The following is a 25,397-nucleotide window of genomic DNA, read 5'->3' as shown; positions in this document are numbered from 1 at the left end:
GCAAGGGGTGAAAAATCAATGGTACATCCTGTCCAGGTTGGTAAAAGAACAAGAATGAGCTTTTCCAGACTTAAAGAAATAGGCCACATGCCTAATTTAATTGAGGTTCAGCTAGATTCCTACAATTGGTTTTTGAAAGAAGGATTACAAGAGGTATTTGATGATATTAATCCTATTCAAGATTATACTGCTAACCTTAATTTGGAATTTGTAGGATATAAGTTAGATATGGATAATATCAAATATTCTGTAGAGGAATGTAAAGAAAGAGATGCAACTTACGCAGCACCTTTAAAAGTAAAAGTAAGGCTAATTAACAAAGAAACTGGTGAAGTTAAAGAGCAAGAAGTTTTTATGGGAGATTTCCCTCTTATGACGGAGCAAGGAACCTTTATAATTAATGGTGCAGAGAGAGTTATAGTTAGCCAACTTGTAAGATCACCAGGTGTATATTATGATCTTTCAGTTGATAAAACAGGAAAAAATCTTTTTTCTTCAACTGTAATACCTAATAGAGGAGCTTGGCTAGAATATGAAACTGACTCTAACAATGTAATATACGTTAGAATAGATAAAACTAGAAAGTTACCCATAACTATTCTTATTAGAGCCATGGGTTATGGTACAGACGCAGAAATTACTAATTTCTTTGGAGAGGATGAAAGGCTAAAAGCCACAATTGAAAAAGATAATACAAAGACTCATGAAGAGGCTTTGCTTGAAATATATAAAAGGTTACGACCGGGAGAACCTCCTACAGTGGATAGTGCCCAATCACTAATTGAATCTTTATTTTTTGATGCGAAAAGATATGATCTTTCAAGAGTTGGAAGATACAAATTCAATAAGAAGTTATCATTACACCTAAGAATTGCTAATCAGATAGCAGCACAGGATGTAGTTAATCCAGATACAGGAGAAATTCTTATCCAAAAAGGTGAAAAGATAAATAGAGAAAAGGCAGTAGAAATCCAACAGTGTGGAATAAATGTAGTAGATATCCAAATTGAAGATATAGTTTTAAGAGTTATAGGTAATAACTTTGTAGACATACGTAGTTTTATTGACTTTGATATAGATGATTTAAATATAAAAGAAAGTGTTCATTATCCCACTTTAAAGAAAATTTTAGATAATTATAGTGATGAGGAAAGTATTAAGGAACAAATAAGAAAGAACATCCATGAATTAATTCCAAAACATATAGTTAGAGATGATATGTATGCTACCATTAGCTATGAGTTGGGATTAGCATATGGAGTAGGTCATACTGATGACATAGACCATCTTGGAAATAGAAGACTTAGATCTGTTGGTGAATTACTTCAAAATCAATTTAGAATAGGTCTCTCAAGAATGGAGAGAGTGGTTAAGGAAAGAATGACCATACAGGATCAGGAAGTTATAACACCTCAAGCTCTTATAAATATAAGACCAGTAGCTGCGTCTATAAAAGAGTTTTTTGGAAGTTCTCAACTTTCTCAATTCATGGATCAAACTAATCCATTGTCAGAGCTTACCCATAAGAGGAGACTATCTGCTTTAGGACCAGGCGGACTTTCAAGAGAAAGAGCTGGATTTGAAGTCAGGGATGTTCATCACTCACATTATGGAAGAATGTGTCCAATAGAGACGCCAGAAGGACCTAACATAGGACTTATTAACTCTCTAGCTACATATGCAAGAGTTAATCAATATGGCTTTATAGAAACGCCTTATAGAAAAGTAGATAAAGAAAATAAGAGAGTTACAAATGAAATTGTATATATGACAGCAGACGAGGAAGATGAATATTTAATAGGTAGGGCAAACGAGCCTATTGATGAAAATGGTAATTTTATAGATAATAAAATTACAGTTAGAGATAAAGAAGATGTTATTGTAGTACCTGGTCAAGACGTTGATTATATGGATGTGTCTTCAAGGCAATTAGTTTCTGTAGCTACAGCTATGATACCATTCCTTGAAAATGATGATGCCAGCCGTGCACTTATGGGATCAAATATGCAAAGGCAGGCAGTTCCACTTTTGAAACCACAAGCACCTATTGTAGGAACAGGTATTGAATACAAGGCTGCAGTAGATTCAGGAGTACTTCCTAAAGCTAGAAATGCAGGCGTTGTCTCTTATGTATGTGCTAACGAAGTAAGGGTTAAGAGAGACTCAGATGGAGGAACAGATATTTATAGACTTCTTAAGTTCCAGAGATCTAACCAATGCACATGCATCAATCAAAGACCTATAGTTGAAAAAGGGGAAGTAGTTAAAAAGGGAACAGTTTTAGCAGATGGACCTTCTACAGATCTTGGAGAAATAGCACTTGGAAAAAATATTAGAATGGGATTTACAACTTGGGAAGGATATAATTATGAAGACGCAATGCTTATATCTGAAGAGTTAGTAAAAAAAGATGTATTTACATCAATACATCTAGAGGAATACGAATCTGAGGCTAGAGATACAAAATTAGGACCAGAGGAAATTACAAGAGATATACCAAATGTAGGAGAAGATGCATTAAAGGATATAGATGAAAGAGGAATTATAAGAATAGGTGCAGAAGTTAGAGCAGGAGATATATTAGTAGGTAAAGTAACACCTAAGGGGGAAACTGAACTTACAGCAGAAGAAAGGCTTTTAAGAGCAATATTTGGCGAAAAGGCCAGAGAAGTTAGAGATACGTCCCTTAGAGTACCACATGGTGAAGCGGGCATAATTGTAGATGTAAAAGTATTTACAAGAGAAAATGGAGATGAGCTTTCACCAGGAGTTAACAAATTAGTTAGATGTTATATAGCTCAGAAGAGAAAGATATCTGTAGGAGATAAAATGGCAGGAAGACACGGAAATAAAGGTGTTATTTCTAGAGTACTACCAGAGGAAGATATGCCTTTCCTACCAGATGGAAGACCTCTTCAGATATGCTTAAATCCACTTGGTGTACCTTCACGTATGAATATAGGTCAGGTATTAGAAGTTCATTTAGGATGGGCTGCCAGTAAATTAGGATGGCATGTAGCGACTCCAGTATTTGATGGAGCCACAGAAGAAGATATATTGGAATGCTTGAAAAAAGCAGGGTATAGAGAAGACGGAAAAACAATACTATATGATGGTAGAACAGGAGAAGAATTTAATAGGCCTGTAACTGTAGGATATATGTATATCTTAAAATTAGCACATTTGGTTGACGATAAGATCCATGCAAGATCTACAGGACCATATTCGTTAGTAACTCAACAGCCATTGGGTGGTAAAGCTCAATTTGGTGGCCAAAGATTTGGTGAAATGGAAGTTTGGGCATTAGAGGCATATGGAGCAGCTCATACACTTCAGGAAATATTGACAGTTAAGTCAGACGATGTAGTTGGAAGAGTTAAAACTTATGAAGCTATTGTAAAAGGTGAAAATATACCAGAACCGGGAATTCCAGAATCATTTAAGGTTCTGATAAAGGAACTTCAAGCTTTATGCTTGGATGTAAAAGTATTAAATGATAATAAAGAGGAAATCAAACTTAAAGAGTCTGTGGACGAAGAGATGGAAAAACTAGATGTAAATATTGAAGGAAAAGAAGATTCTACTGATTTACCTCAAGAACAAAATGATGACTATAATACTGAGCAAGAAGAAAACAATGATAGTGAAAATGACAGCGATGAAGATCTTGATTTAGATTATGAAGATCTTACTTTAGATGATTTGCAGAGTGATTTAGAAATAGATGATTTTAATGATGAACATTAGGAAGGGAGGATGTACCCTTGTTTGAATTAAATAATTTTGATGCACTTCAAATAGGCTTAGCTTCACCAGAAAAAATAAGAGAATGGTCAAGAGGTGAAGTAAAGAAACCAGAAACAATAAATTATAGAACATTAAAACCTGAAAGAGATGGACTGTTCTGTGAAAGAATTTTTGGACCAACTAAAGATTGGGAATGTCACTGTGGTAAGTATAAGAGGATAAGATACAAAGGTATAGTTTGCGATAGGTGCGGTGTAGAGGTAACTAAGGCAAAGGTTAGAAGAGAGAGAATGGGACATATTGAGCTTGCAGCTCCTGTATCCCATATATGGTACTTTAAAGGAATACCATCCCGAATGGGATTGATCTTGGATATGTCACCTAGAGCTCTTGAAAAAGTACTATATTTTGCGTCTTACGTTGTTTTAGATCCAAAAGAAACTCAACTGTTAAAAAAGCAACTTTTAACTGAAAAAGAATATAGGGAAGCTGCAGACAAATATGGTGAGCAAAATTTTGTAGCAGGTATGGGTGCTGAATCTGTTAAGAAACTATTAGAAGAAATAGACTTAGACCAGTTATCTGTAACCCTAAAAGAAGACCTAAAGAGCAGTACAGGGCAAAAAAAGGTAAGGATAATTAGAAGATTGGAAGTAGTTGAATCTTTTAGAAAATCTGGTAATAAGCCTGATTGGATGATTATAGATGTAATACCTGTAATCCCACCTGATTTGAGACCTATGGTTCAATTAGATGGAGGAAGATTTGCTACATCAGATTTGAATGATCTTTATAGAAGAGTAATAAATAGAAATAATAGGCTTAAAAAATTATTAGATTTAGGTGCGCCGGATATAATAGTTAGAAATGAAAAGAGGATGCTTCAGGAAGCTGTAGATGCTCTTATAGATAATGGTAGACGTGGAAGAGCAGTAACGGGACCTGGAAATAGACCTTTAAAATCATTATCTGATATGTTAAAAGGTAAACAAGGTAGATTTAGACAAAATTTGCTGGGAAAACGTGTAGATTACTCTGGGCGTTCTGTTATAGTAGTTGGACCTGAACTTAGAATGTATCAATGTGGTCTGCCTAAAGAAATGGCACTTGAATTATTTAAGCCATTTGTTATGAAGAAATTAGTAGAAAGTGGCTTAGCACACAATATTAAAAGTGCGAAGAGAATGGTAGAAAGAGTACAGACTCAAGTATGGGATGTATTAGAAGAAGTAATATCAGACCATCCAGTAATTTTAAATCGTGCTCCAACTCTCCATAGATTAGGAATTCAGGCATTTCAGCCTGTACTTGTAGAGGGTAGAGCTATAAAACTTCATCCATTAGCATGTACTGCATATAATGCAGACTTTGATGGAGACCAAATGGCGGTACATGTTCCTCTATCTGTTGAAGCTCAATCAGAGGCTAGATTTTTAATGCTTGCTGCACATAATATATTAAAACCTTCAGATGGAAAGCCGGTAGTTGTGCCTACACAGGATATGGTACTTGGTTCATACTATTTAACTATAGAAAAGGATGGAGCTAAAGGAGAAGGCAGAATTTTTTCTTCACCGGACGAAGTAATAATGGCATATCAGTTAAAACAGGTTGATATTAATGCCAAAATAAAGGTTAGACTTACTAAGGTTAAGGACGGAAAAACTATAAGTGGTATAATTGATGCCACCCCAGGTAAAATAATATTTAATGAATCCATACCTCAAGATTTGGGATTTGTAGATAGAAGTAAACCTGAGAACGAGTTTAAACTTGAAATTGATTTTCTTGTAGCTAAGAAAAACTTAGGTAAGATAATAAATAAGTGCTATATGAAGCATGGTGCTACTAAAACTTCCATAATGCTTGATAAAATAAAAGCTAGAGGATATCATTATTCTACTATAAGTGGTATAACAGTTTCCACTTCAGATATGGTGGTTCCAGAAGCTAAAAAAAGGCTCTTGGGCGAAGCAGATGCAGCAGTAGATAAAATAGAAAAAATGTATAGAAGAGGATTTATATCAGAGGAAGAAAGATATCAAAGAGTTATTGAGAAATGGACTAAAACTACAGAAGATGTTGCAGATGCACTTATGGATAATCTAGATAAATTCAATCCAATATTTATGATGGCGGATTCAGGAGCTAGAGGATCTAAAAGTCAGATCAAGCAGCTTGCAGGTATGAGAGGACTTATGGCAAATCCTTCAGGAAAGATAATAGAACTTCCTATAAGAGCATCTTTCAGGGAAGGTTTGGATGTACTAGAATATTTCATATCAACTCACGGAGCTAGAAAAGGTAATGCAGATACTGCATTAAAGACTGCTGATTCTGGTTATCTTACAAGAAGGCTTGTAGATGTAAGCCAGGATGTTATAGTAAGACAAGAAGATTGTGGAACTCACGAAGGATACGACGTTTCTGAAATAAAAGAGGGAAATGAAGTTATAGAAAGTTTGGCAGAAAGACTTACTGGTAGGTATTCTGCTGAAGATATTAAAGATCCTAAAACTGGAGAAATAATAATACCAAAAGATGTTTATATGGATCCAAAAATAGCTGAGAAAATAGAAGCTTCTGGAATTAAAAAAGTAAAGATTAGGTCCGTATTTACCTGTAAGTCAAAACATGGAGTATGTGCAAAGTGTTACGGTATGAATATGGCTACTGCAAAGAAAATTGATATAGGAGAGGCTGTAGGTATAATAGCAGCTCAAAGTATAGGAGAGCCAGGTACACAGCTCACTATGAGAACTTTCCATACTGGAGGAGTTGCAGGATCTGATATAACTCAAGGTCTTCCTAGAGTTGAAGAATTATTTGAAGCTAGAAAACCAAAGGGGCTTGCTATAGTAAGTGAGGTTTCAGGTACTGTAAAAATGGAAGAAACCAAAAAGAAGAGAAGTGTTTCCATAGTTATGGATACTGGAGAAGAAGTAAGCTATGATATACCGTTTGGTTCAAGACTTAAAGTATCTAATGGAGATACAATAAGTGCTGGAGATGAGATAACAGAAGGTTCTGTAAATCCACATGATATTTTAAGAATAAAAGGTGTTCAGGGAGCTAAAAATTATCTTTTGTCTGAAGTTCAAAAAGTTTACAGACTTCAGGGTGTTGATATAAATGATAAGCATCTAGAAGTAGTAATAAGACAGATGACAAGAAAGATTAAAATAGAGGAATCGGGAGATACAGAATTGCTTCCAGGAACTATGATTGATATGTTTGATTTTGAAGAGGCTAATGAAAAAGTAGAAGCTAATGGTGGAGAACCAGCTAAAGGAAGGGTAGCTTTACTTGGTATAACTAAAGCAGCACTTGCAACTGAATCTTTCCTTTCTGCAGCGTCGTTCCAGGAAACTACAAGAGTTCTTACAGATGCAGCTATAAAGGGCAAAATAGATCCATTACTAGGATTGAAGGAAAATGTAATTATAGGTAAACTTATACCAGCAGGAACAGGTATGACCAGGTATAGGTCTGTAAGAATTAATACAGAAGATAAATCTGAAGAAAAACAGGTAAGTGATGAGGCAGAAGTGTAGCATATAATTTATTGACATAGCAATATTAAAATGATAAAATACATCTGTATGTTTTTTCAAGAACAAAGTATCATGTACTTTATTTATATAGAATTGAAGGAGGGAATAAAATAATGGTTAACAGACTAAAAGGAAACAAGGTTGTCGGTTTAAAGCAAACAGTTAAAGCAATAAAGAATAGCACTGCAAAAACTGTTTATATAGCTAAAGATGCTGACGATAAGTTAATACAGTCAGTGAAAGTGTTAATTGAAGATAATTCCCCTGAGTTGATTTATATAGATACTATGAAAGAATTGGGAAAATTATGTGGTATAGATGTAGGAGCTGCTACAGCTGCTGTATTAAAAGATTAAATATACAGTATACTAAATAAGCTTTCAAGAATAATTAATATAAATTGTAAGATATTTTAATTAAAAGAGGAGGTGTAGATATGCCAACAATAAGCCAATTAGTAAGAAAAGGCAGAAAGACAATAAGCACAAAATCAACAGCACCAGCACTAAAAGAATGTCCACAGAAAAGAGGAGTTTGTACAGTAGTAAAAACTACTACTCCTAAAAAGCCAAACTCAGCACTTAGAAAAATTGCCAGAGTTAGGTTGACAAATGGATATGAAGTAAGTGCGTACATCCCAGGTATAGGACATAACTTACAAGAGCACAGCGTTGTTCTAATAAGAGGAGGAAGAGTTAAAGACCTTCCAGGTGTCAGATATCATATTGTAAGAGGAGCATTGGATTCAGCTGGAGTTGCTGACAGATTGCAGTCAAGATCAAAATATGGCGCAAAAAAGCCAAAACAAAAGTAATTGATTAATTAAGTTGAGTATTAGTGCTATGTCTTCAGCGTTTATATATATTTACAGTACTTTATCATATTTTGCAGGAGTACAAAGCACTTTGCGGCTTTATTAAAGCCGAGTACCGATGAACTTAAATTTTAATTGTTAAGGAGGGAAGAAAAGTGGCAAGAAAAGGACATATAGGAAAAAGAGATGTATTACCAGATCCAGTATATAATAGTAAGGTAGTTACAAAATTAGTAAACAGTATAATGGAAGATGGTAAAAAGGGAGTAGCTCAAAAAATATGCTACGGAGCTTTTGACATAATTCATGAAAAAACAAATAAAGAGGCAATGGAAGTTTTTGAAGAGGCAATGAACAATATAATGCCTTTACTAGAAGTAAAAGCAAGAAGAATTGGTGGTGCAACATACCAGGTTCCAATAGAAGTTAGACCAGAGAGAAGACAGACTTTAGGAATAAGATGGCTTCTTATTGCATCAAGAAAAAGAAATGAAAAATATATGAGAGAAAGACTTGCTTCAGAATTAATGGATGCAGCAAATAATACAGGTGCAGCTGTTAAGAAGAGAGAAGATACTCATAAAATGGCTGAAGCTAACAAGGCTTTTGCACATTATAGATATTAATATTAAAAACTGTTTTGGTATTTTTACTAAAGCAGTTTTGTCAAATCCTAAATTTACACTTGCGAGGAGGAAATTTAAGTGGAAAGAGAATATCCGCTAGAGAAGTTCCGTAATATAGGAATAATGGCACATATCGATGCCGGAAAAACTACTACTACGGAGCGTATACTCTTCTATACGGGAATAACCCATAAAATAGGAGAAGTACATGATGGTGAAGCTACAATGGATTGGATGGCTCAGGAGCAAGAAAGAGGAATAACTATAACTTCTGCTGCTACTTTTTGTAAATGGAAAGGCCATGCAATAAATATAATAGACACACCAGGACACGTAGATTTTACAGTAGAAGTTGAAAGATCACTTAGAGTTCTTGATGGAGCTGTTACTGTTTTAGATGCCAAAAGTGGTGTTGAACCACAAACAGAAACTGTATGGAGGCAGGCAGATAATTACGGTGTACCAAGAATGGTTTATGTAAATAAAATGGACTCAGTAGGAGCAGATTTTTACATGTGTATAAATACTTTGAGAGAAAGATTACACTGTAATGCAGTTCCTATCCAAATCCCAATTGGAACAGAAGATAAATTTAAAGGTATAGTAGATCTTATTAGAAATGAAGCTATAATATACGAAGATGATCTTGGAACTGTTATGGATGAAGTTAAAATACCTGATGAATTAGCAGATAAGGCAGAAGAGTATAGGACAGCTTTAATTGAAGCAGTAGCTGATGTAGATGAAGATTTAATGATGAAATATTTAGATGGAGCAGAAATAACACAAGAAGAAATAGTAGCTGCTATGAGAAAAGGTGTTATTGAAAATAAAATAGTTCCAGTTTTATGCGGATCTTCTTATAAGAACAAAGGCGTTCAGCCAATGATAGATGCTGTAGTTGATTTTATGCCATCACCTCTTGATGTACCACCTGTAAAGGGTACTAATCCGGATACTAAAGAGGAAGAAGAAAGAGTAGCTGATGATAATGCACCATTAACTGCATTGGCATTTAAAATTGCTACAGATCCTTTTATAGGAAAATTAGCATTTACAAGAGTTTACTCAGGAATTATGAAGAGTGGTACTTATGTATATAACTCAACAAAAGGAAAAAAAGAAAGAATTGCAAGACTTGTAAAGATGCATTCAAATCATAGACAGGAAGTTGACGAACTTCGTGCAGGTGATTTAGGTGCTATAGTAGGATTGAAAGATACTACTACAGGTAATACTCTTTGTGATGAAAACAGTCCTATAGTACTTGAAAGTATGGAATTCCCTGAACCAGTTATACGTGTAGCTATAGAGCCAAAGACAAAGGCTGGTCAGGAGAAAATGGGTATAGCTTTAGCTAAACTTGCTGAAGAAGATCCAACATTTAAAACTTATACAGATCAAGAGACAGGTCAAACAATTATAGCAGGTATGGGAGAACTTCACTTAGAAATAATTGTTGATAGACTTCAAAGGGAATTTAAAGTAGAATGTAATGTTGGTGAGCCACAAGTTGCCTATAAAGAGACTATTAGAAAAACTGTTAAAGCACAAGGTAAATTTATTAGACAGTCTGGTGGACATGGACAATATGGTGATTGTTCCATAGAAATGTCACCTTCAGAAGAAGGATATACATTTGAAAATGCCATTGTAGGAGGAGCAATTCCTAAAGAATTCATTGGACCAGTTGATAATGGAATTCAAGAAGCTGCTCAAAATGGTGTAATTGCAGGATATGAAACTATAAACTTTAAAGTTAAGTTATATGATGGATCTTATCATGATGTAGACTCATCAGAAATGGCATTTAAAATAGCTGGATCTATGGCATTTAAGAATGCTATGAATAAAGCAGACCCAGTTTTACTTGAGCCAATGATGAAAGTTGAAGTTACAATACCAGAAGAGTATATGGGAGATGTAATGGGAGATATAAATTCCAGAAGAGGAAGAATCGAAGGAATGGATCCAAGATCAGGAGCTGAAATTATAAGAGCTTTTGTTCCATTGTCTGAAATGTTTGGATATGCTACTACACTTAGATCTAGAACACAAGGTAGAGGAGTTTATTCAATGACATTTGACCATTATGAAGAAGTGCCAAAGAGTATTCAAGAGAAAATTGTAGGAGAGAGAAATAGCTAATTTTAATTAATATATTAGTGTATTTAAGGAGGAAGAGTAATGTCAAAAGAAAAATATGAAAGAACCAAACCACATGTAAACATAGGAACAATAGGACACGTAGACCATGGTAAGACAACATTAACAGCAGCAATAACAATGGTATTGTCAAAAGAGGGAAAAGCAGCAGCAACAAAGTATGATGAAATAGATAAAGCACCAGAAGAAAAAGAAAGAGGAATAACAATAAATACAGCGCATGTAGAATATGAGACAGACAAGAGACACTATGCTCATGTAGACTGCCCAGGACATGCAGATTATGTAAAGAACATGATAACAGGAGCAGCACAGATGGATGGAGCAATCCTAGTAGTAAGTGCAGCAGATGGTCCAATGCCACAGACAAGAGAACATATATTGTTAGCAAGCAGAGTAGGAGTACAGTATATAGTAGTATTCTTAAATAAGTCAGACCAGGTAGATGATCCAGAATTACTAGAATTAGTAGAGATGGAAGTAAGAGAGTTATTAAGTGAGTATGGATTCCCAGGAGACGACGTACCAATAATAGTAGGAAGTGCATTAAAGGTATTAGAGAACCCAGATGATCCAGAAACAACAAAATGCATACATGAATTAATGGATGCAGTAGATGAATATATACCAACACCAGAAAGACCAACAGATAAAGACTTCTTAATGCCAATAGAAGATGTATTCACAATAACAGGAAGAGGAACAGTAGCAACAGGAAGAGTAGAAAGTGGAGTATTAAAAATCGGAGACGAATTAGAGATAGTAGGATTAAAGGAAGAAAAGAAGAAGACAACATGTACAGGAGTAGAGATGTTTAGAAAACTTCTAGACCAGGCAATGGCAGGAGATAACATCGGAGTACTATTAAGAGGAATACAGAGAGATGAAGTAGAAAGAGGTCAAGTACTAGCAAAACCAGGAACAGTACATCCTCATAAGAAATTTGTAGGTCAGGTATATGTACTTAAGAAAGAAGAAGGCGGAAGACATACACCATTCTTCAATGGATACAGACCACAATTTTACTTCAGAACAACAGATGTAACAGGATCAATCGCTTTACCAGAAGGAGTAGAAATGGTAATGCCAGGAGACCACATAGACATGAACGTAGAACTTATAACACCAGTAGCAATGCATGAAGGATTAAGATTTGCAATAAGAGAAGGCGGAAGAACAGTTGGTTCAGGTGTTGTTACTACAATAACTGAGTAATTAAACTAGAAATATATTGCTTGTAAAATTTACTAAATATGTTGTATTAAAAGGGAAAGAGTGCACTCTTTCCTTTTTAATAGGCAGAAATATAAATTTTTACTTGTCATGTATATAAATTTATTGTATAATTAAGAAGTTGTGATGTTATAACAGCGATGAGGCAAGAGGTTGCCGGGCTTCCGGGTAATTCTTGACTGAGTATGCCTAGGTCTTGAACTTAGGCGACGGTGATTTTGTAAAGACAGTGCTTTCATAAAATAAAAGAAACGCCTGGAACAGTTTACAGAATATATCCGCTGTTGTACGTAAGAAGCATAGCGTGCATGAAAAGGAGGGAAATAACAATGGCAAAACAAAAAATTAGAATAAGATTAAAGGCTTTTGATCATACAATATTAGATCAATCATCTGAAAAGATAGTAGAAACTGCTAAGTCCACAGGGGCAAAAGTAGCAGGACCAGTACCACTGCCTACAGAAAAAGATGTGGTTACAATTTTGAGAGCCCCACATAAATATAAAGATTCAAGAGAACAATTTGAAATAAGAACTCATAAAAGATTGATAGATATAATAAGCCCATCACCAAAAACTGTTGATGCGTTAATGAGACTTGACTTACCAGCAGGTGTTGATATTGAAATAAAATTGTAATAAGTGGTTTATTACTAACTATTATGACCGTTTTGGCGATCCGCTAATATGTTTAGGAGGTGTATGTAAATGAAAAAAGCTATATTAGGTAGAAAGCTTGGTATGACTCAAATATTTAATGAAAATGGAAAGGTAATTCCTGTTACAGTAATTGAAGCAGGACCTTGTGCTGTTATACAGAAGAAAACTGTAGAAAAAGATGGATATGAGGCTGTACAGGTTGGTTTTAGCGATATAAGAGAAAAGTTGGTAAACAAACCAATGAAGGGACATTTTGAAAAAGCAGGAGTTACATTAAAGAGATTTATAAAGGAATTCAAACTTGAAAATGCTAGTGAATACAAGGAAGGCCAGGAAATAAAGGCAGATGTTTTCACAGCAGGAGATAAAGTTGATGTATCTGGAGTTTCTAAAGGTAAGGGATTCCAAGGTACAATAAAAAGATGGAATGCTCAAAGAGGACCAATGTCCCATGGTTCTAAATTTCACAGGGCACCAGGTTCAATGGGAGCTTGCTCAGATCCGTCCAGAACATTCAAGAATATGAAAATGGCAGGACATATGGGAAATAGAAACACAACAGTGTTAAATTTAGAAGTTGCAAAAGTTATTCCTGAGAAAAACATTATTTTAATAAAAGGTGGAGTACCGGGACCTAACAAAGGACTTGTAGCAATAAGAAATACAGTTAAGGCTTAGTCTTAGTAGAAAGGAGGATGCAGAATGCCTAAAGTAGGATTATTTAATAAAGAAGGTCAAAAAGTAGAAGATTTTGAATTATCAGATAAAGTATTTGGAGTTGAAGTAAACGAAAATGCTGTTCATCAAGTAGTTGTAGCATTACTTGCTAATAAGAGACAGGGAACTCAGTCAGCAAAGACTAGAGCTGAGGTTTCTGGAGGTGGAATTAAACCATGGAGACAAAAGGGAACAGGTAGAGCAAGACAAGGATCTATAAGAGCACCACAATGGATTCACGGTGGTATAGTTTTTGCTGTAAAACCTAGAGACTATAGAATTTCACTTACAAAATCAGTTAAAAGAGTAGCTATGAAATCAGCATTGTCAAGTAAAGTAGCAGATAACGAAATGGTTGTTTTGGAAAACTTAGAATTAGAAACTCCAAAAACAAAAGAAATAGTAAAGATGTTAGACGCATTCAATGCAAAGAAGGCATTGATTGTTACAGCTGAATCAAATAAAAACGTATATGTATCAGGTAGAAATATACAGGGCGTATCAGTTATACCTGTTAACAATTTAAATGTTTATGATTTATTAAAGTATGAAAAACTTATAATAACAAAGGACGCTGTATCAAAAATTGAGGAGGTGTATGCATAATGAAATATACTAATTATGATATCATAAGAAGGCCTGTTGTAACAGAAAAGAGCATGGCTGGTATGAATGAGAAGAAATACACCTTTATAGTTGACATACATGCAAACAAATCAATGATAAAGAAAGCTGTAGAAGATGTTTTCGGAGTAAGCGTTGAAAATGTAACAACAGCAAGATATATAGGAAAGAAAAAAAGAGTTGGCGTTCATATTGGAAAAAGAGCGGATTTCAAAAAAGCTATTGTAAAACTTAAAGAAGATAGTAAGACAATAGAATTTTTTGATGGAATGGAACAATAATTAAAGCAGTTATTGGAGAAATCCAGATAAGCGAAAAAAGGAGGGAATACCGTTATGGCAGTTAAAGGATTTAAACCTACTACACCTTCAAGAAGGAATATGACTGTAAGTACATTTGAAGAAATAACTACAGATGTACCAGAAAAATCACTTCTTGCAGCTTTAAAAAGAAGTGGTGGTAGAAATGCTCACGGTAAAATAACAGTTCGTCATATAGGTGGCGGGGCAAAGCAAAAGTATAGATTAATAGATTTTAAGAGAAATAAAGATGGTATACCAGCAAAAGTTGCTACTATAGAATATGATCCTAATAGATCAGCTTATATAGCTTTGGTAGTTTATGCAGATGGAGAAAAGAGATATATAATAGCTCCAGTTGGATTAAAAGTTGGAGATGCTGTAGTTTCAGGACCAGATGCAGATATAAAAGTTGGAAATTGTTTGCCATTAGTAAATATACCTGTTGGTACTATAATTCATAATGTAGAATTACAAGCAGGAAAGGGAGCACAACTTGTAAGATCTGCAGGAGCTTCAGCTCAGCTTATGGCTAAAGAAGGAAAGTATGCAACATTAAGACTTCCAAGTGGCGAGATGAGACATGTAAGAATAGCATGTAGAGCTACAATTGGAACAGTTTCAAACTTAACTCATGAGATAGTTAATATAGGTAAAGCAGGAAGAAAGAGACATTTAGGAGTAAGACCTACAGTTAGAGGTTCTGTTATGAACCCTAATGACCATCCACATGGTGGTGGTGAAGGTAAGGCTCCAGTAGGTCATCCAGGACCACTTACTCCTTGGGGCAAACCTGCATTAGGATATAAGACTAGAAAACATAATAAGTATTCAGACAGATTTATAGTTAAGAGAAGAAATAGTAAATAGTTTGAAGAGAATATATGTTCTCTTCACTGATTTCTATTTAATAAACTAGTCGCTTTTAGCTATAAACAAAAAAGTTATATCATGCAAATTGTATGAAGGGAGGCAAAATGAATGAGCAGATCAGTAAAAAAAGGACCTTATGTCCAAGAAGCACTTTTAAAGAAAATAAATGAATTAAATAAAAATGGTGAGAAGAAAGTTGTAAAAACTTGGTCAAGAAGTTCAACGATATTTCCTCAGATGATAGGTCACACTATAGCAGTTCATGATGGAAGAAAGCATGTTCCTGTATATATATCAGAGGATATGGTAGGACACAAATTAGGAGAATTTGCACTAACTAGAACATACAGGGGACACGTTGCAGACAAAACTGAAAAAACAACTCGTGTTGCTTCTCAAAAGTAGTTAGGAAGGGAGGTAGAATAAATGGAAGCTAAGGCTATAGCTAGATATGTTAGAATGTCTTCAATGAAAGTAGGAGTTGTACTTAATTTAGTTAGAGGTAAAAATGTAAATGAAGCTTTTGCTATATTAAAATATACTCCAAGAGATGCAGCTGTAGTGGTTAATAAAGTTCTTAAATCAGCAGTTGCTAATGCAGAGAATAATTTGGATTTAGATAAGGATAATCTATATGTTTCAGAAGCTTATGCTTGTGAAGGCCCAACATTAAAGAGATTTCAACCACATGCTCAAGGTAGAGCATTTAGAATAAATAAGAGAAGTAGTCATATAACTTTGGTAGTTAAGGAAAGAGAGTAATAAGAAGGAGGGAAACAGATGGGACAGAAAGTACATCCACATGGCCTAAGAGTTGGTGTTATTAAAGAATGGGATGCTAAATGGTATGCAGATAAGAAAAATTTTGCAGACAATATAGTTGAAGATAATAAAATTAGAAAATTTGTAAAAGAAAAAACTGCTATTGCTGGAGTTTCAAAGATTCAAATTGAAAGAGCAGCAAAAAGAGTTAAGCTAAATGTATTTACAGCAAAACCTGGAATGATAATAGGAAAAGGCGGCCAAGGAATTAATGCTTTAAAAGCTGAAATTCAAAAAATGGTTACTGAAAAAACTGTGCTTATAAACATTGTTGAAGTAAAGCAGGCAGAAGCTGATGCTCAGCTTATGGCAGAAAATGTAGCTTTGCAATTGGAAAAGAGAATTTCCTTTAGAAGAGCTATGAAACAAACAATACAGAGAGCTATGAAGTCTGGCGTTAAGGGTGTTAAGACTACATGTTCAGGAAGACTTGGTGGTGCAGAAATTGCAAGAGCTGAGTCATACCATGAAGGTACAATTCCACTCCAGACATTAAGAGCCGACATAGATTATGGATTTGCAGAAGCAAATACCACATATGGTAAAATAGGTGTAAAAGTATGGGTATATAGAGGAGAAGTGCTCCCTGCTAAAAAACCTGTTGAAAACAAGGAAGAAGTTAAAGCATAGGGAAGGAGGAATAGCATATGTTAATGCCTAAGAGAGTTAAGCATCGTAAAGTACAACGTGGTAGAATGAAAGGCAAAGCTACAAGAGGTAATTTTATAGCATATGGAGATTACGCTATACAGGCTACAGAATGTGCATGGATAACAGCAAATCAGATAGAAGCAGCCAGAATAGCTATAAATAGATATATCAAAAGGGGAGGAAAACTTTGGATAAAGATTTTCCCAGATAAACCAATTACAGAAAAACCTGCTGAAACACGTATGGGATCAGGTAAAGGATCACCAGAATATTGGGTAGCAGTTGTTAAACCAGGTAGGGTATTATTTGAACTATCAGGTGTTCCTGAACCAGTAGCAAGAGAAGCAATGAGGCTTGCATCACATAAATTGCCTATAAAGACTAAGTTCGTTACAAGAAAAGATTTTGAAGAAGTGGGTGGTGAAAGCAATGAAGGCTAGAGAATTGCAAGAGTTAAGACAAAGCAGCACTCAAGATTTACAGGCAAAAGTACAAGATCTTAAGTCAGAATTGTTTAATTTGAGATTTCAGTTGGCTACAGGTCAATTAGAAAATCCAATGAGAATAAAGGAAGTCAAAAAATCTATAGCCCAAATTAAAACCATCCTTAGGGAAGAAGAGCTAAGATCATTTGAACAATAGTTTGAAAGGAGGTTTATTCTGTGGAAAGAGGATACAGAAAGACAAGAACAGGAAGAGTTATCTCAGATAAAATGGATAAAACTATAGTAGTTGCAGTTGAAACTAAAGTACGTCATCCACTGTACGGAAAAACAGTTAACAGAACTACTAAATTTAAAGCTCATGATGAAAACAATGAAGCAAGGAATAATGATAGAGTATTAATAATGGAAACAAGACCTTTATCAAAGGATAAAAGATGGAGACTTGTGGAAATAGTAGAAAAGGCTAAATAGTATAATAGCTGAAAGGAGGGTATTTTCAATGATTCAGCAACAGACATTATTGAAAGTTGCAGATAATTCCGGAGCTAAGGAAATTATGTGTATAAGAGTTTTAGGTGGATCCAAGAGAAAATGGGGAAACATCGGTGATACAATAGTTGCTAGCGTTAAAAGTGCAACACCAGGCGGTGTTGTTAAAAAAGGAGAAGTCGTAAAGGCTGTTATCGTCAGATCTGTAAGAGGACTTAGAAGAGCAGACGGTTCATATATAAAGTTTGATGAAAATGCTGCTGTTATAATAAAAGATGATAAGCAACCAAAGGGAACTCGTATCTTCGGACCAGTTGCGAGAGAGCTAAGAGATAAAGATTATACAAAAATATTATCACTAGCGCCTGAAGTTCTATAAGATAAGGAGGTGGCTATAATGGCAAAGGTACACGTTAGAAAAAAGGATACAGTCATGGTTATATCCGGTAAAGATAAAGGAAAAACAGGAGAAGTTTTAAAGGTTATGCCTAAAACAGGTAAAGTCATTGTTAAAGATGTTAATGTAGTTTCAAAACATCAGAAACCAAATAAGCAAAATATGCAGGGCGGCATAATTAAAAAAGAAGCTCCTATATATAGCTCAAAAGTAATGTTATATTGTGACAAATGTAAAAGTGTAACTAGAATAAGTCACAAAATATTAGATGATGGAACAAAAGTAAGAGTATGTAAAAAGTGCGGAGAAACATTTTAATCTTTGAAAGGAGGGCAAAAATATGAGTTCAAGGTTACAAGAGAAATATGAAAAGGAAGTTATTCCTGCTTTAATGGATAAGTTTAAATATAAGAACATAATGCAGGCACCAAAACTTGATAAGATAGTTATAAATATGGGTGTAGGAGAAGCTAAGGATAATCCAAAGGTTTTAGAATCAGCAGTTAGTGACTTAACTTTAATTACAGGACAAAAACCAGTTTTAACTAGAGCAAAAAAATCTATAGCAAACTTTAAAATAAGAGAAAATATGGCTATAGGATGTAAAGTTACTTTAAGAAAACAATATATGTATGAATTTGCAGATAAATTAATTAATATAGCACTACCAAGAGTTAGAGATTTCTCAGGAGTTCCAGATAAGTCTTTCGATGGTAGAGGAAATTATTCCATAGGAATTAAAGAGCAATTAATATTCCCTGAAATAGAATATGATAAGATAGACAAAGTCAGAGGTATGGATGTTATCTTTGTCACTACTGCAAATACTGATGAAGAAGCAAGAGAGTTGCTTAAACTTCTTGGAATGCCATTTGCTCAAAAATAAGGAGGGAAAAACGTGGCACGTAAAGCTTTGATAGAAAAGTGGAAAAAAGAACCTAAATATCCAACAAGGGCTTACACAAGATGTAGAATATGTGGAAGACCTCATGCTGTATTAAAAAAATATGGTATATGTCGTATATGCTTTAGAGAACTTGCGTATAAGGGTGAAATACCTGGCTGCAGAAAAGCAAGTTGGTAAATGTTAGTTATTGATGAAAGGAGGCACAATAAATGGTAATGACTGATCCTATAGCAGATTTGCTTACTCGTATAAGAAACGCAAATATTGTTAGACATGAAATAGTAGAAGTACCTTCTTCAACTATTAAGAAGGCACTATTAAATATAATGCTTCAAGAAGGATATATAAAGAATGTAGAGGAATATACAGATGGTTCTGTAAATATGATAAGACTTTCAATGAAGTATGGTAAAGATAAAGAAAGGGTTATAACAGGACTCAAGAGAATATCTAAACCTGGATTAAGAGTTTATTGTAGAAAAGAAGAAATTCCTAAGGTTTTAAATGGACTTGGAGTTGCAGTAATATCAACATCTAAAGGAATTGTTACAGATAGAGACGCAAGAAAATTAGGAGTAGGTGGAGAAGTACTTTGCTACATATGGTAGTTTTAGAAATGAACTAAGATTAGTAGTAAATGATATTTATTATGAACCTATTAGGAATACAGGAGGTGTAATGATGTCAAGAATAGGAAAGCTTCCAATAGCTATTCCAAGTGGTGTCACCTTTACAGTAACACCAGACAACGTTGTTACTGTAAAAGGACCTAAAGGCCAACTTGTAAAGGCTATGAGAAAAGATATGAATATTGCTGTTGAGGATAACTCAATAGTAGTTAAAAGAAATAATGATGAAAAAGAATCTAGAGCTCTTCATGGATTGACTAGAGCATTAATAAATAATATGGTTATTGGTGTAACTGAAGGATATGCAAAGACATTAGAATTAGTAGGTGTTGGTTATAGAGCTCAGTTACAAGGAAAAAAGTTAGTTTTAAACTTAGGATTTTCACATCCAATTGAAGTAGAGGCAGTTGAAGGAATAACTTTTGAAACACCTGCACCTACAAAAGTTATAGTAAAAGGTATCGACAAAGAATTAGTAGGCGATGTCTCAGCAGATATAAGAAATTGGAGAAGACCTGAACCTTACAAGGGAAAAGGAATTAAGTATGAAAATGAAGTTATAAGACGTAAAGAAGGAAAAACAGGTAAGAAGTAGTAGAAAGGAGTGAACCTTATGTTTAAAAAAGATGATAAGAAAAAACTAAGATCAAAGCGTCATCTTAGAGTTCGTAGAAAAATTTCTGGAACAAATGAAAGACCAAGACTTGCAGTATATAGAAGTGCAAAAAATATATATGCTCAAATAATAGATGACGTAAAGGGAACAACTCTAGTTTCTGCTTCAAGTGTAGATAAGGATTTTCAAGGAGTTGGAAGTAATAAAGAAGCAGCAAAAGTTGTTGGTCAGACAATAGCTAAGAAAGCTATTGAAAAAGGAATCAAAGAAGTAGTTTTTGATAGAGGCGGATATATATATCATGGAAGAGTACAGAATCTTGCTGAAGGTGCAAGAGAAGCTGGCTTAGAATTCTAATAAGGAGGGAAATAAATGAGAATCGATCCTAGCGCTTTAAATCTTAAAGAGAAGGTTGTATTCATAAACAGAGTTGCTAAGGTTGTTAAAGGTGGTAGAAATTTTAGATTTAGTGCCCTAGTTGTAGTGGGAGATGAAAATGGCCACGTAGGCGTAGGAACTGGAAAATCTATAGAAATACCTGAAGCAATCAGAAAAGGAATAGAAGATGCTAAGAAGAATTTAATCGAAGTTCCAATTATAGGTACAACAGTACCTCATAGTATAGCTGGTCAATTTGGAACAGGAAGAGTACTTATAATGACAGCTCCTGAAGGTACTGGAATTATAGCCGGTGGACCTTCTAGAGCAGTTCTTGAACTTGCAGGATTAAAGGATGTTAGAGCAAAATCAGTTGGTTCTAATAATCCAAGAAATATGGTAAATGCTACTATTGACGGTTTATCAAGATTAAAGACAGCAGAACATATAGCTAGTCTTAGAGGAAAAACTGTCGAAGAGATTTTAGGTTAGGAGTGAATGACCTTGGCTAAACTTAAAATAACTCTAGAAAAGAGTTTAATAGGAAGAAAAAAAGATCATATAGCAACTGTAAATGCTCTTGGATTAAGAAAAATAGGAAAAGTTGTAGAGCATGAGGATAATCCTCAAATCAGAGGAATGATCCAAAAAGTTAGCTATCTTTTAAAGGTAGAAGAGGCATAATACAAAGGAGGTGTAAGTACGAATGAAACTTCATGAATTAAAACCAGCAGAAGGATCAAGAAAATCACCAAAAAGACTTGGAAGAGGTACTGGTTCTGGTTGGGGAAGAAATGCTGGAAAAGGTGAAAATGGACAGAAAGCTAGATCCGGTGGTGGAGTAAGAATAGGATTTGAAGGCGGACAGATGCCATTGTATAGAAGACTTCCTAAAAGAGGCTTCACTAATATATTTGCAAAACAATATTATGAATTAAATGTTGAAAGATTAAATGCATTTGAAGATGGAACAGAAATTACTCCAGAATTACTTTTAGAGAAAAAGGTAATTAAAAAGTCTAAAGATGGTTTAAAAATACTTGGGAATGGTGAATTGCAAAAGAAACTCACAGTAAAAGCAGCTAAATTTACTAAAACTGCAGTGGAAAAGATAGAGGCAGCTGGAGGAAAAGTAGAGGTGATATAAAGTGCTATCAACCTTGCGTAATGCTTGGAAAGTTCCTGAACTAAGGAAAAGATTGCTATTTACTTTATTTATGATAATAATTTTTAGAATGGGAAATTTTATTCCTGTTCCAGGAATTGACACTACAAAGTTAAGTAGTTTAACTAGCAATGGCTCGTTGTTTGGCTTTTATGATCTTCTAGCAGGAGGAGCATTTAGCAGATTTAGTATATTTGCTATGGGAGTTATTCCATTTATCAATTCCTCCATCATATTCCAACTTCTTACAGTCGCTTTGCCTCGTTTAGAGCAATTATCTAAAGAAGGAGAAGAAGGTAGAAAGAAGATACAGGAATACACTAGATATGCTTCAGTACCACTAGGTGTAATTCAAGGAATAACCATATATGTTATTATAAATAGAGCAGGTGCACTTGCAAATCCATCTGATAAATTCAATATATTTATGATAATATTTACTGTGACTGTAGCGTCAACTTTTCTCATGTGGTTTGGTGACCAGATTACTGAGCATGGTATTGGAAATGGAATATCTCTTATAATATTTATAAACATTATTTCGAGATTTCCTTCTGCAGTATCTGGAATTTTCAAAATGCAACAAGTTGAAACTGTTAACTTTGTGGAAGTAATAGGACTTGCAGCAGTTATATTCTTGCTATTTTTAGGAGTTGTAATTTCAAGTTTATCTGAAAGAAGAATCCCTATACAGTATGCAGGGAAAACAAATGCAGGAAGAATGTATAAAGGGCAATCCACTAATATTCCAATCAATGTAAATGGAGCAGCTGTTATTGGAATCATATTTGCCATATCAGTTATGCAGTTTCCAATGACTATAGGGCAATTTTGGCCGGACTCAGCTTTTAACAAGTTTATAACAGGAAGTGTGTATAGTCCATTTAAAGAAAGCAATTGGACATATTTAGTGCTTTATTTCTTGCTTACAATTTTCTTTACATGGTTTTATACCGAAGTTACTATGAAGCCAGAAGAAATGGCCGAGAATATGAATAAGTCTTCAGGATTTATACCTGGCATAAGACCAGGAGAACCTACGGCTGTATTTATTGAAAGAGTTTTAGCCAGAGTGTCAGTATTAGGAGGAGCTTTTGCAGGAATAATAGCAATATCCCCTATAGTAGCAGAAACGTATACTAGTTTTAAAGGCATATATTTTGGCGGAACAGGGCTGTTAATTATAGTAAATGTAGCTATTGAAACCATAAGGCAATTACAATCGCAACTAGTAATGCGTCATTATCATGGATTTTTGAATTGATAAAATATTTTTGGAGATGGTGCTGTTGAGAATAATTTTATTAGGTCCTCCAGGAGCTGGAAAAGGGACTCAAGCTAAATTTATTAGTGAAGAATATTCCATACCTCATATATCAACTGGAGATATTTTTAGAAAAAATATTTCAGAGAAGACTCCACTTGGAGTTGAGGCAAAAAAGTATTTAGATAACGGACAATTAGTACCAGATGAGGTTACTATAAATATAGTTAAAGATAGATTAGGCAAGGATGATTGCAAAGAAGGATTTTTATTAGATGGATTTCCTAGAACCGTAAATCAAGCTGAAGCTCTAGACTTATTTTTAAATAATAAAGGGCAAAAGATAGATACAGCTCTCCTTATAGATGTTCCTAAAGAATTAATTCTTGAAAGAATGACAGGTAGAAGAGTTTGTCCATCTTGCGGCGCAAGTTATCATGTAAAATTTAATCCTACTAAAGTTGAGGGCAAGTGTGATGTGTGTCATAATGATGTTATACAAAGAAAAGATGATACTGAGTCAACTGTTAAAGATAGATTAGATGTATATGATAAGCAAACTCAACCTCTGATTGGGTACTATAAAAAGCAGAAAGCACTTTCTATAGTAGACGGAACTGGAGAAATAAATGAGGTCTTTCAAAGAGTAAAAGAAAGTTTAAAATCTATTTGTAAATAATTTGACACAAATAGAGATAGATATGCTGGAACCTGTAAGTTGAAAACCAAGCAAAAGCTGATGATACAGTAAAATCTAGAATAACTACTGAATAATTGGATAGAATTTCAGAGGAGTACATATTAAGACAACAGTGTTTTAAAAAATACTCCGGAAATATTGACTTTAATTTAAAGTGTTAGTATTATGGATTAATATGGACTGTAAGTATATGAAGCATAATTTACTGCTACGTTGAAAGTGATTATAAGCTCGGTGCTAAACAGATTTTTGCAGTCAGCAATAACAAGGAGGTTTGATTATACCTTATGTCAAAAGATGATGTTATTGAAATTCAGGGTACTGTTTTAGAAGCTTTACCAAATGCTATGTTTCAGGTAGAATTAGAAAGCGGACATAAGATATTAGCACATATATCTGGTAAATTAAGAATGAATTTTATAAGAATATTACCAGGTGATAAAGTTACAGTAGAGCTTTCTCCTTACGATTTGACTCGTGGGAGAATAACTTGGAGAGCGAAGTAATAAGGAGGGTTAGCTATGAAAGTAAGGCCATCAGTTAAGCCTATGTGTGAAAAGTGTAAGATCATAAAGCGAAAAGGAAGAGTAATGGTTATCTGTGAAAATCCTAAGCACAAACAAAAACAAGGCTAAACTAATAAAAAGTAAGTATTAGTAAAACACGTTACTAATACTTAACGTATGATTTATGAGTTAATAACGTTTTAAGGTGCGGCTGCAGCAATGTAAAGTTATTTACTTTGCTGGCTTTAAAGCTTAATATAATATAAATAAAGTAAATTAATCCTTACCAATCAGATTTTAGGAGGTGTAAATTTTAATGGCAAGAATAGCAGGTATTGACCTACCAAAGGAAAAAAGAGTTGAAATAGGTCTAACTTATATATATGGCATAGGGTTATCAACTTCTCAAAAAATTCTAAAAGAAGCTGGAGTAAATCCAGACACTAGAGTTAAAGACCTAACAGAAGAAGAAGTTAACTCTTTGAGAAATTACGTAAAAAATGTAACAATTGAGGGTGACTTGAGAAGAGAGATTGCTCTTAATATAAAAAGATTGATAGAGATAGGTTCATATAGAGGAATAAGACATAGAAGAGGTCTGCCAGTCAGAGGACAGAAAACAAAGACAAATGCAAGAACAAGAAAAGGACCTAAGAAAATGGTAGCAGGCAAGAAGAAAGTAGTAGGAAAATAATATAAGGAGGTAAAAAGATGGCAGCTGGAAAAGTTAGAAAGACAACTAAGAGAAAAAAAGAAAGAAAAAATGTTGAGCATGGTTGTGCACATATAAGATCAACTTTTAATAATTCTATAGTTACAATTACCGATGCTGCGGGAAATACTTTATCCTGGGCTAGTGCAGGTGGTTTAGGGTTCAGAGGCTCTAGAAAGAGCACACCATTTGCTGCACAAATGGCAGCTGAAACATCAGCTAAAGCAGCTATGGAACATGGATTAAAAAGCATCGAAGTATATGTTAAGGGACCTGGTGCTGGTAGAGAAGCCGCAATAAGGTCATTACAGGCAGCAGGACTTGAAGTTACATTGATCAAAGATGTTACTCCAATTCCACATAATGGATGCAGACCACCAAAAAGAAGAAGAGTTTAGTAACG

The 25,397-nt window shown here is 34.5% G+C and carries 34 protein-coding genes; all 34 read left to right on the top strand.

The window, feature by feature from the left end:
* Positions 1-18 precede the first annotated feature (18 nt).
* The 34 genes from rpoB to rpsK all read left to right on the top strand — a co-directional run bounded on the left by rpoB (position 19) and on the right by rpsK (position 25,392).
* Positions 19-3,747: a DNA-directed RNA polymerase subunit beta gene (rpoB, locus tag CLJU_RS20255; protein WP_013240699.1), complete on the top strand. Its 3,729-nt coding sequence runs from the start codon at positions 19-21 to the stop codon at positions 3,745-3,747.
* A 17-nt stretch (positions 3,748-3,764) separates the two neighbouring features.
* Complete coding sequence (rpoC, locus tag CLJU_RS20250; RefSeq protein WP_013240698.1) at positions 3,765-7,301, top strand: DNA-directed RNA polymerase subunit beta'; 3,537 nt, start codon at positions 3,765-3,767, stop codon at positions 7,299-7,301.
* Positions 7,302-7,414: 113 nt separating this feature from the next.
* The gene (locus tag CLJU_RS20245) at positions 7,415-7,657 is read left to right on the top strand and encodes a ribosomal L7Ae/L30e/S12e/Gadd45 family protein (RefSeq protein WP_013240697.1); all 243 of its coding nucleotides are present in this window, start codon (positions 7,415-7,417) and stop codon (positions 7,655-7,657) included.
* A gap of 80 nt (positions 7,658-7,737) precedes the next feature.
* Entirely contained in the window at positions 7,738-8,115 is a 378-nt protein-coding gene (gene rpsL / locus CLJU_RS20240; protein ID WP_013240696.1) for a 30S ribosomal protein S12, read from the top strand.
* Between the two features lie 155 nt (positions 8,116-8,270).
* Positions 8,271-8,741 carry a 30S ribosomal protein S7 gene (rpsG, locus tag CLJU_RS20235; RefSeq protein WP_013240695.1) on the top strand — a complete coding sequence of 157 codons (471 nt, stop codon included), beginning with the start codon at positions 8,271-8,273 and terminating at the stop codon, positions 8,739-8,741.
* Between the two features lie 78 nt (positions 8,742-8,819).
* Positions 8,820-10,889: an elongation factor G gene (fusA, locus tag CLJU_RS20230; protein ID WP_013240694.1), complete on the top strand. Its 2,070-nt coding sequence runs from the start codon at positions 8,820-8,822 to the stop codon at positions 10,887-10,889.
* 39 nt (positions 10,890-10,928) lie between these two features.
* Positions 10,929-12,122 (top strand): elongation factor Tu, encoded by a 1,194-nt coding sequence (gene tuf, locus CLJU_RS20225; RefSeq protein WP_013240693.1) that lies wholly within the window; start codon positions 10,929-10,931, stop codon positions 12,120-12,122.
* Positions 12,123-12,469: 347 nt separating this feature from the next.
* Positions 12,470-12,778, top strand: a complete 309-nt coding sequence (gene rpsJ, locus CLJU_RS20220) for a 30S ribosomal protein S10 (RefSeq protein WP_011988802.1) — start codon at positions 12,470-12,472, stop codon at positions 12,776-12,778.
* A gap of 69 nt (positions 12,779-12,847) precedes the next feature.
* Positions 12,848-13,477: a 50S ribosomal protein L3 gene (gene rplC, locus CLJU_RS20215; protein WP_013240692.1), complete on the top strand. Its 630-nt coding sequence runs from the start codon at positions 12,848-12,850 to the stop codon at positions 13,475-13,477.
* A 24-nt stretch (positions 13,478-13,501) separates the two neighbouring features.
* Complete coding sequence (gene rplD, locus CLJU_RS20210) at positions 13,502-14,122, top strand: 50S ribosomal protein L4 (protein ID WP_013240691.1); 621 nt, start codon at positions 13,502-13,504, stop codon at positions 14,120-14,122.
* A complete protein-coding gene (rplW, locus tag CLJU_RS20205) occupies positions 14,122-14,421 on the top strand; it encodes a 50S ribosomal protein L23 (protein WP_013240690.1) in 300 nt (99 codons plus the stop codon). The genes rplD and rplW overlap by 1 nt, the downstream gene beginning before the upstream one ends.
* Before the next feature lie 54 nt (positions 14,422-14,475).
* The gene (rplB, locus tag CLJU_RS20200; protein WP_013240689.1) at positions 14,476-15,309 is read left to right on the top strand and encodes a 50S ribosomal protein L2; all 834 of its coding nucleotides are present in this window, start codon (positions 14,476-14,478) and stop codon (positions 15,307-15,309) included.
* A 111-nt stretch (positions 15,310-15,420) separates the two neighbouring features.
* The gene (rpsS, locus tag CLJU_RS20195; protein WP_013240688.1) at positions 15,421-15,717 is read left to right on the top strand and encodes a 30S ribosomal protein S19; all 297 of its coding nucleotides are present in this window, start codon (positions 15,421-15,423) and stop codon (positions 15,715-15,717) included.
* Between the two features lie 21 nt (positions 15,718-15,738).
* A complete protein-coding gene (rplV, locus tag CLJU_RS20190) occupies positions 15,739-16,074 on the top strand; it encodes a 50S ribosomal protein L22 (RefSeq protein ID WP_013240687.1) in 336 nt (111 codons plus the stop codon).
* A gap of 18 nt (positions 16,075-16,092) precedes the next feature.
* The gene (gene rpsC, locus CLJU_RS20185; RefSeq protein ID WP_013240686.1) at positions 16,093-16,764 is read left to right on the top strand and encodes a 30S ribosomal protein S3; all 672 of its coding nucleotides are present in this window, start codon (positions 16,093-16,095) and stop codon (positions 16,762-16,764) included.
* A gap of 17 nt (positions 16,765-16,781) precedes the next feature.
* Positions 16,782-17,225, top strand: coding sequence for a 50S ribosomal protein L16 (rplP, locus tag CLJU_RS20180; protein ID WP_013240685.1), 444 nt, complete (start codon positions 16,782-16,784; stop codon positions 17,223-17,225).
* The gene (rpmC, locus tag CLJU_RS20175; RefSeq protein ID WP_013240684.1) at positions 17,215-17,427 is read left to right on the top strand and encodes a 50S ribosomal protein L29; all 213 of its coding nucleotides are present in this window, start codon (positions 17,215-17,217) and stop codon (positions 17,425-17,427) included. Before rplP ends, rpmC begins: the two co-directional genes overlap by 11 nt.
* A gap of 20 nt (positions 17,428-17,447) precedes the next feature.
* On the top strand, positions 17,448-17,702 hold the full coding sequence (gene rpsQ / locus CLJU_RS20170) for a 30S ribosomal protein S17 (RefSeq protein WP_013240683.1): 255 nt from the start codon (positions 17,448-17,450) through the stop codon (positions 17,700-17,702).
* Positions 17,703-17,730: 28 nt separating this feature from the next.
* Entirely contained in the window at positions 17,731-18,099 is a 369-nt protein-coding gene (gene rplN / locus CLJU_RS20165) for a 50S ribosomal protein L14 (RefSeq protein ID WP_013240682.1), read from the top strand.
* An 18-nt stretch (positions 18,100-18,117) separates the two neighbouring features.
* Positions 18,118-18,435 (top strand): 50S ribosomal protein L24, encoded by a 318-nt coding sequence (gene rplX, locus CLJU_RS20160; RefSeq protein ID WP_013240681.1) that lies wholly within the window; start codon positions 18,118-18,120, stop codon positions 18,433-18,435.
* 22 nt (positions 18,436-18,457) lie between these two features.
* The gene (gene rplE, locus CLJU_RS20155) at positions 18,458-19,003 is read left to right on the top strand and encodes a 50S ribosomal protein L5 (protein WP_013240680.1); all 546 of its coding nucleotides are present in this window, start codon (positions 18,458-18,460) and stop codon (positions 19,001-19,003) included.
* 12 nt (positions 19,004-19,015) lie between these two features.
* Entirely contained in the window at positions 19,016-19,201 is a 186-nt protein-coding gene (locus tag CLJU_RS20150; RefSeq protein ID WP_013240679.1) for a type Z 30S ribosomal protein S14, read from the top strand.
* 32 nt (positions 19,202-19,233) lie between these two features.
* The gene (rpsH, locus tag CLJU_RS20145; RefSeq protein WP_013240678.1) at positions 19,234-19,632 is read left to right on the top strand and encodes a 30S ribosomal protein S8; all 399 of its coding nucleotides are present in this window, start codon (positions 19,234-19,236) and stop codon (positions 19,630-19,632) included.
* Between the two features lie 73 nt (positions 19,633-19,705).
* The gene (gene rplF, locus CLJU_RS20140) at positions 19,706-20,248 is read left to right on the top strand and encodes a 50S ribosomal protein L6 (RefSeq protein WP_013240677.1); all 543 of its coding nucleotides are present in this window, start codon (positions 19,706-19,708) and stop codon (positions 20,246-20,248) included.
* A gap of 18 nt (positions 20,249-20,266) precedes the next feature.
* Positions 20,267-20,626, top strand: a complete 360-nt coding sequence (rplR, locus tag CLJU_RS20135) for a 50S ribosomal protein L18 (protein ID WP_013240676.1) — start codon at positions 20,267-20,269, stop codon at positions 20,624-20,626.
* Between the two features lie 15 nt (positions 20,627-20,641).
* Entirely contained in the window at positions 20,642-21,139 is a 498-nt protein-coding gene (gene rpsE / locus CLJU_RS20130) for a 30S ribosomal protein S5 (protein WP_013240675.1), read from the top strand.
* Positions 21,140-21,151: 12 nt separating this feature from the next.
* Positions 21,152-21,331: a 50S ribosomal protein L30 gene (gene rpmD, locus CLJU_RS20125; protein ID WP_023162486.1), complete on the top strand. Its 180-nt coding sequence runs from the start codon at positions 21,152-21,154 to the stop codon at positions 21,329-21,331.
* Positions 21,332-21,353: 22 nt separating this feature from the next.
* Positions 21,354-21,794 (top strand): 50S ribosomal protein L15, encoded by a 441-nt coding sequence (gene rplO, locus CLJU_RS20120; RefSeq protein WP_013240673.1) that lies wholly within the window; start codon positions 21,354-21,356, stop codon positions 21,792-21,794.
* A 1-nt stretch (position 21,795) separates the two neighbouring features.
* Complete coding sequence (secY, locus tag CLJU_RS20115) at positions 21,796-23,076, top strand: preprotein translocase subunit SecY (protein ID WP_013240672.1); 1,281 nt, start codon at positions 21,796-21,798, stop codon at positions 23,074-23,076.
* A gap of 25 nt (positions 23,077-23,101) precedes the next feature.
* Positions 23,102-23,755, top strand: a complete 654-nt coding sequence (locus CLJU_RS20110) for an adenylate kinase (RefSeq protein ID WP_013240671.1) — start codon at positions 23,102-23,104, stop codon at positions 23,753-23,755.
* A 308-nt stretch (positions 23,756-24,063) separates the two neighbouring features.
* The gene (gene infA / locus CLJU_RS20105) at positions 24,064-24,282 is read left to right on the top strand and encodes a translation initiation factor IF-1 (RefSeq protein WP_013240670.1); all 219 of its coding nucleotides are present in this window, start codon (positions 24,064-24,066) and stop codon (positions 24,280-24,282) included.
* Between the two features lie 15 nt (positions 24,283-24,297).
* Entirely contained in the window at positions 24,298-24,411 is a 114-nt protein-coding gene (gene rpmJ, locus CLJU_RS20100) for a 50S ribosomal protein L36 (protein ID WP_007062395.1), read from the top strand.
* 187 nt (positions 24,412-24,598) lie between these two features.
* Positions 24,599-24,976 (top strand): 30S ribosomal protein S13, encoded by a 378-nt coding sequence (gene rpsM, locus CLJU_RS20095; protein ID WP_013240669.1) that lies wholly within the window; start codon positions 24,599-24,601, stop codon positions 24,974-24,976.
* 17 nt (positions 24,977-24,993) lie between these two features.
* Positions 24,994-25,392 carry a 30S ribosomal protein S11 gene (rpsK, locus tag CLJU_RS20090; protein ID WP_013240668.1) on the top strand — a complete coding sequence of 133 codons (399 nt, stop codon included), beginning with the start codon at positions 24,994-24,996 and terminating at the stop codon, positions 25,390-25,392.
* Positions 25,393-25,397 lie beyond the last annotated feature (5 nt).

Origin of the sequence: Clostridium ljungdahlii DSM 13528 (genome assembly GCF_000143685.1) — a bacterium.
GTDB lineage: Bacteria > Bacillota > Clostridia > Clostridiales > Clostridiaceae > Clostridium_B > Clostridium_B ljungdahlii.
Note: the sequence above shows the minus strand (reverse complement) of the source record. Positions and strands in the feature narration are given on the sequence as shown.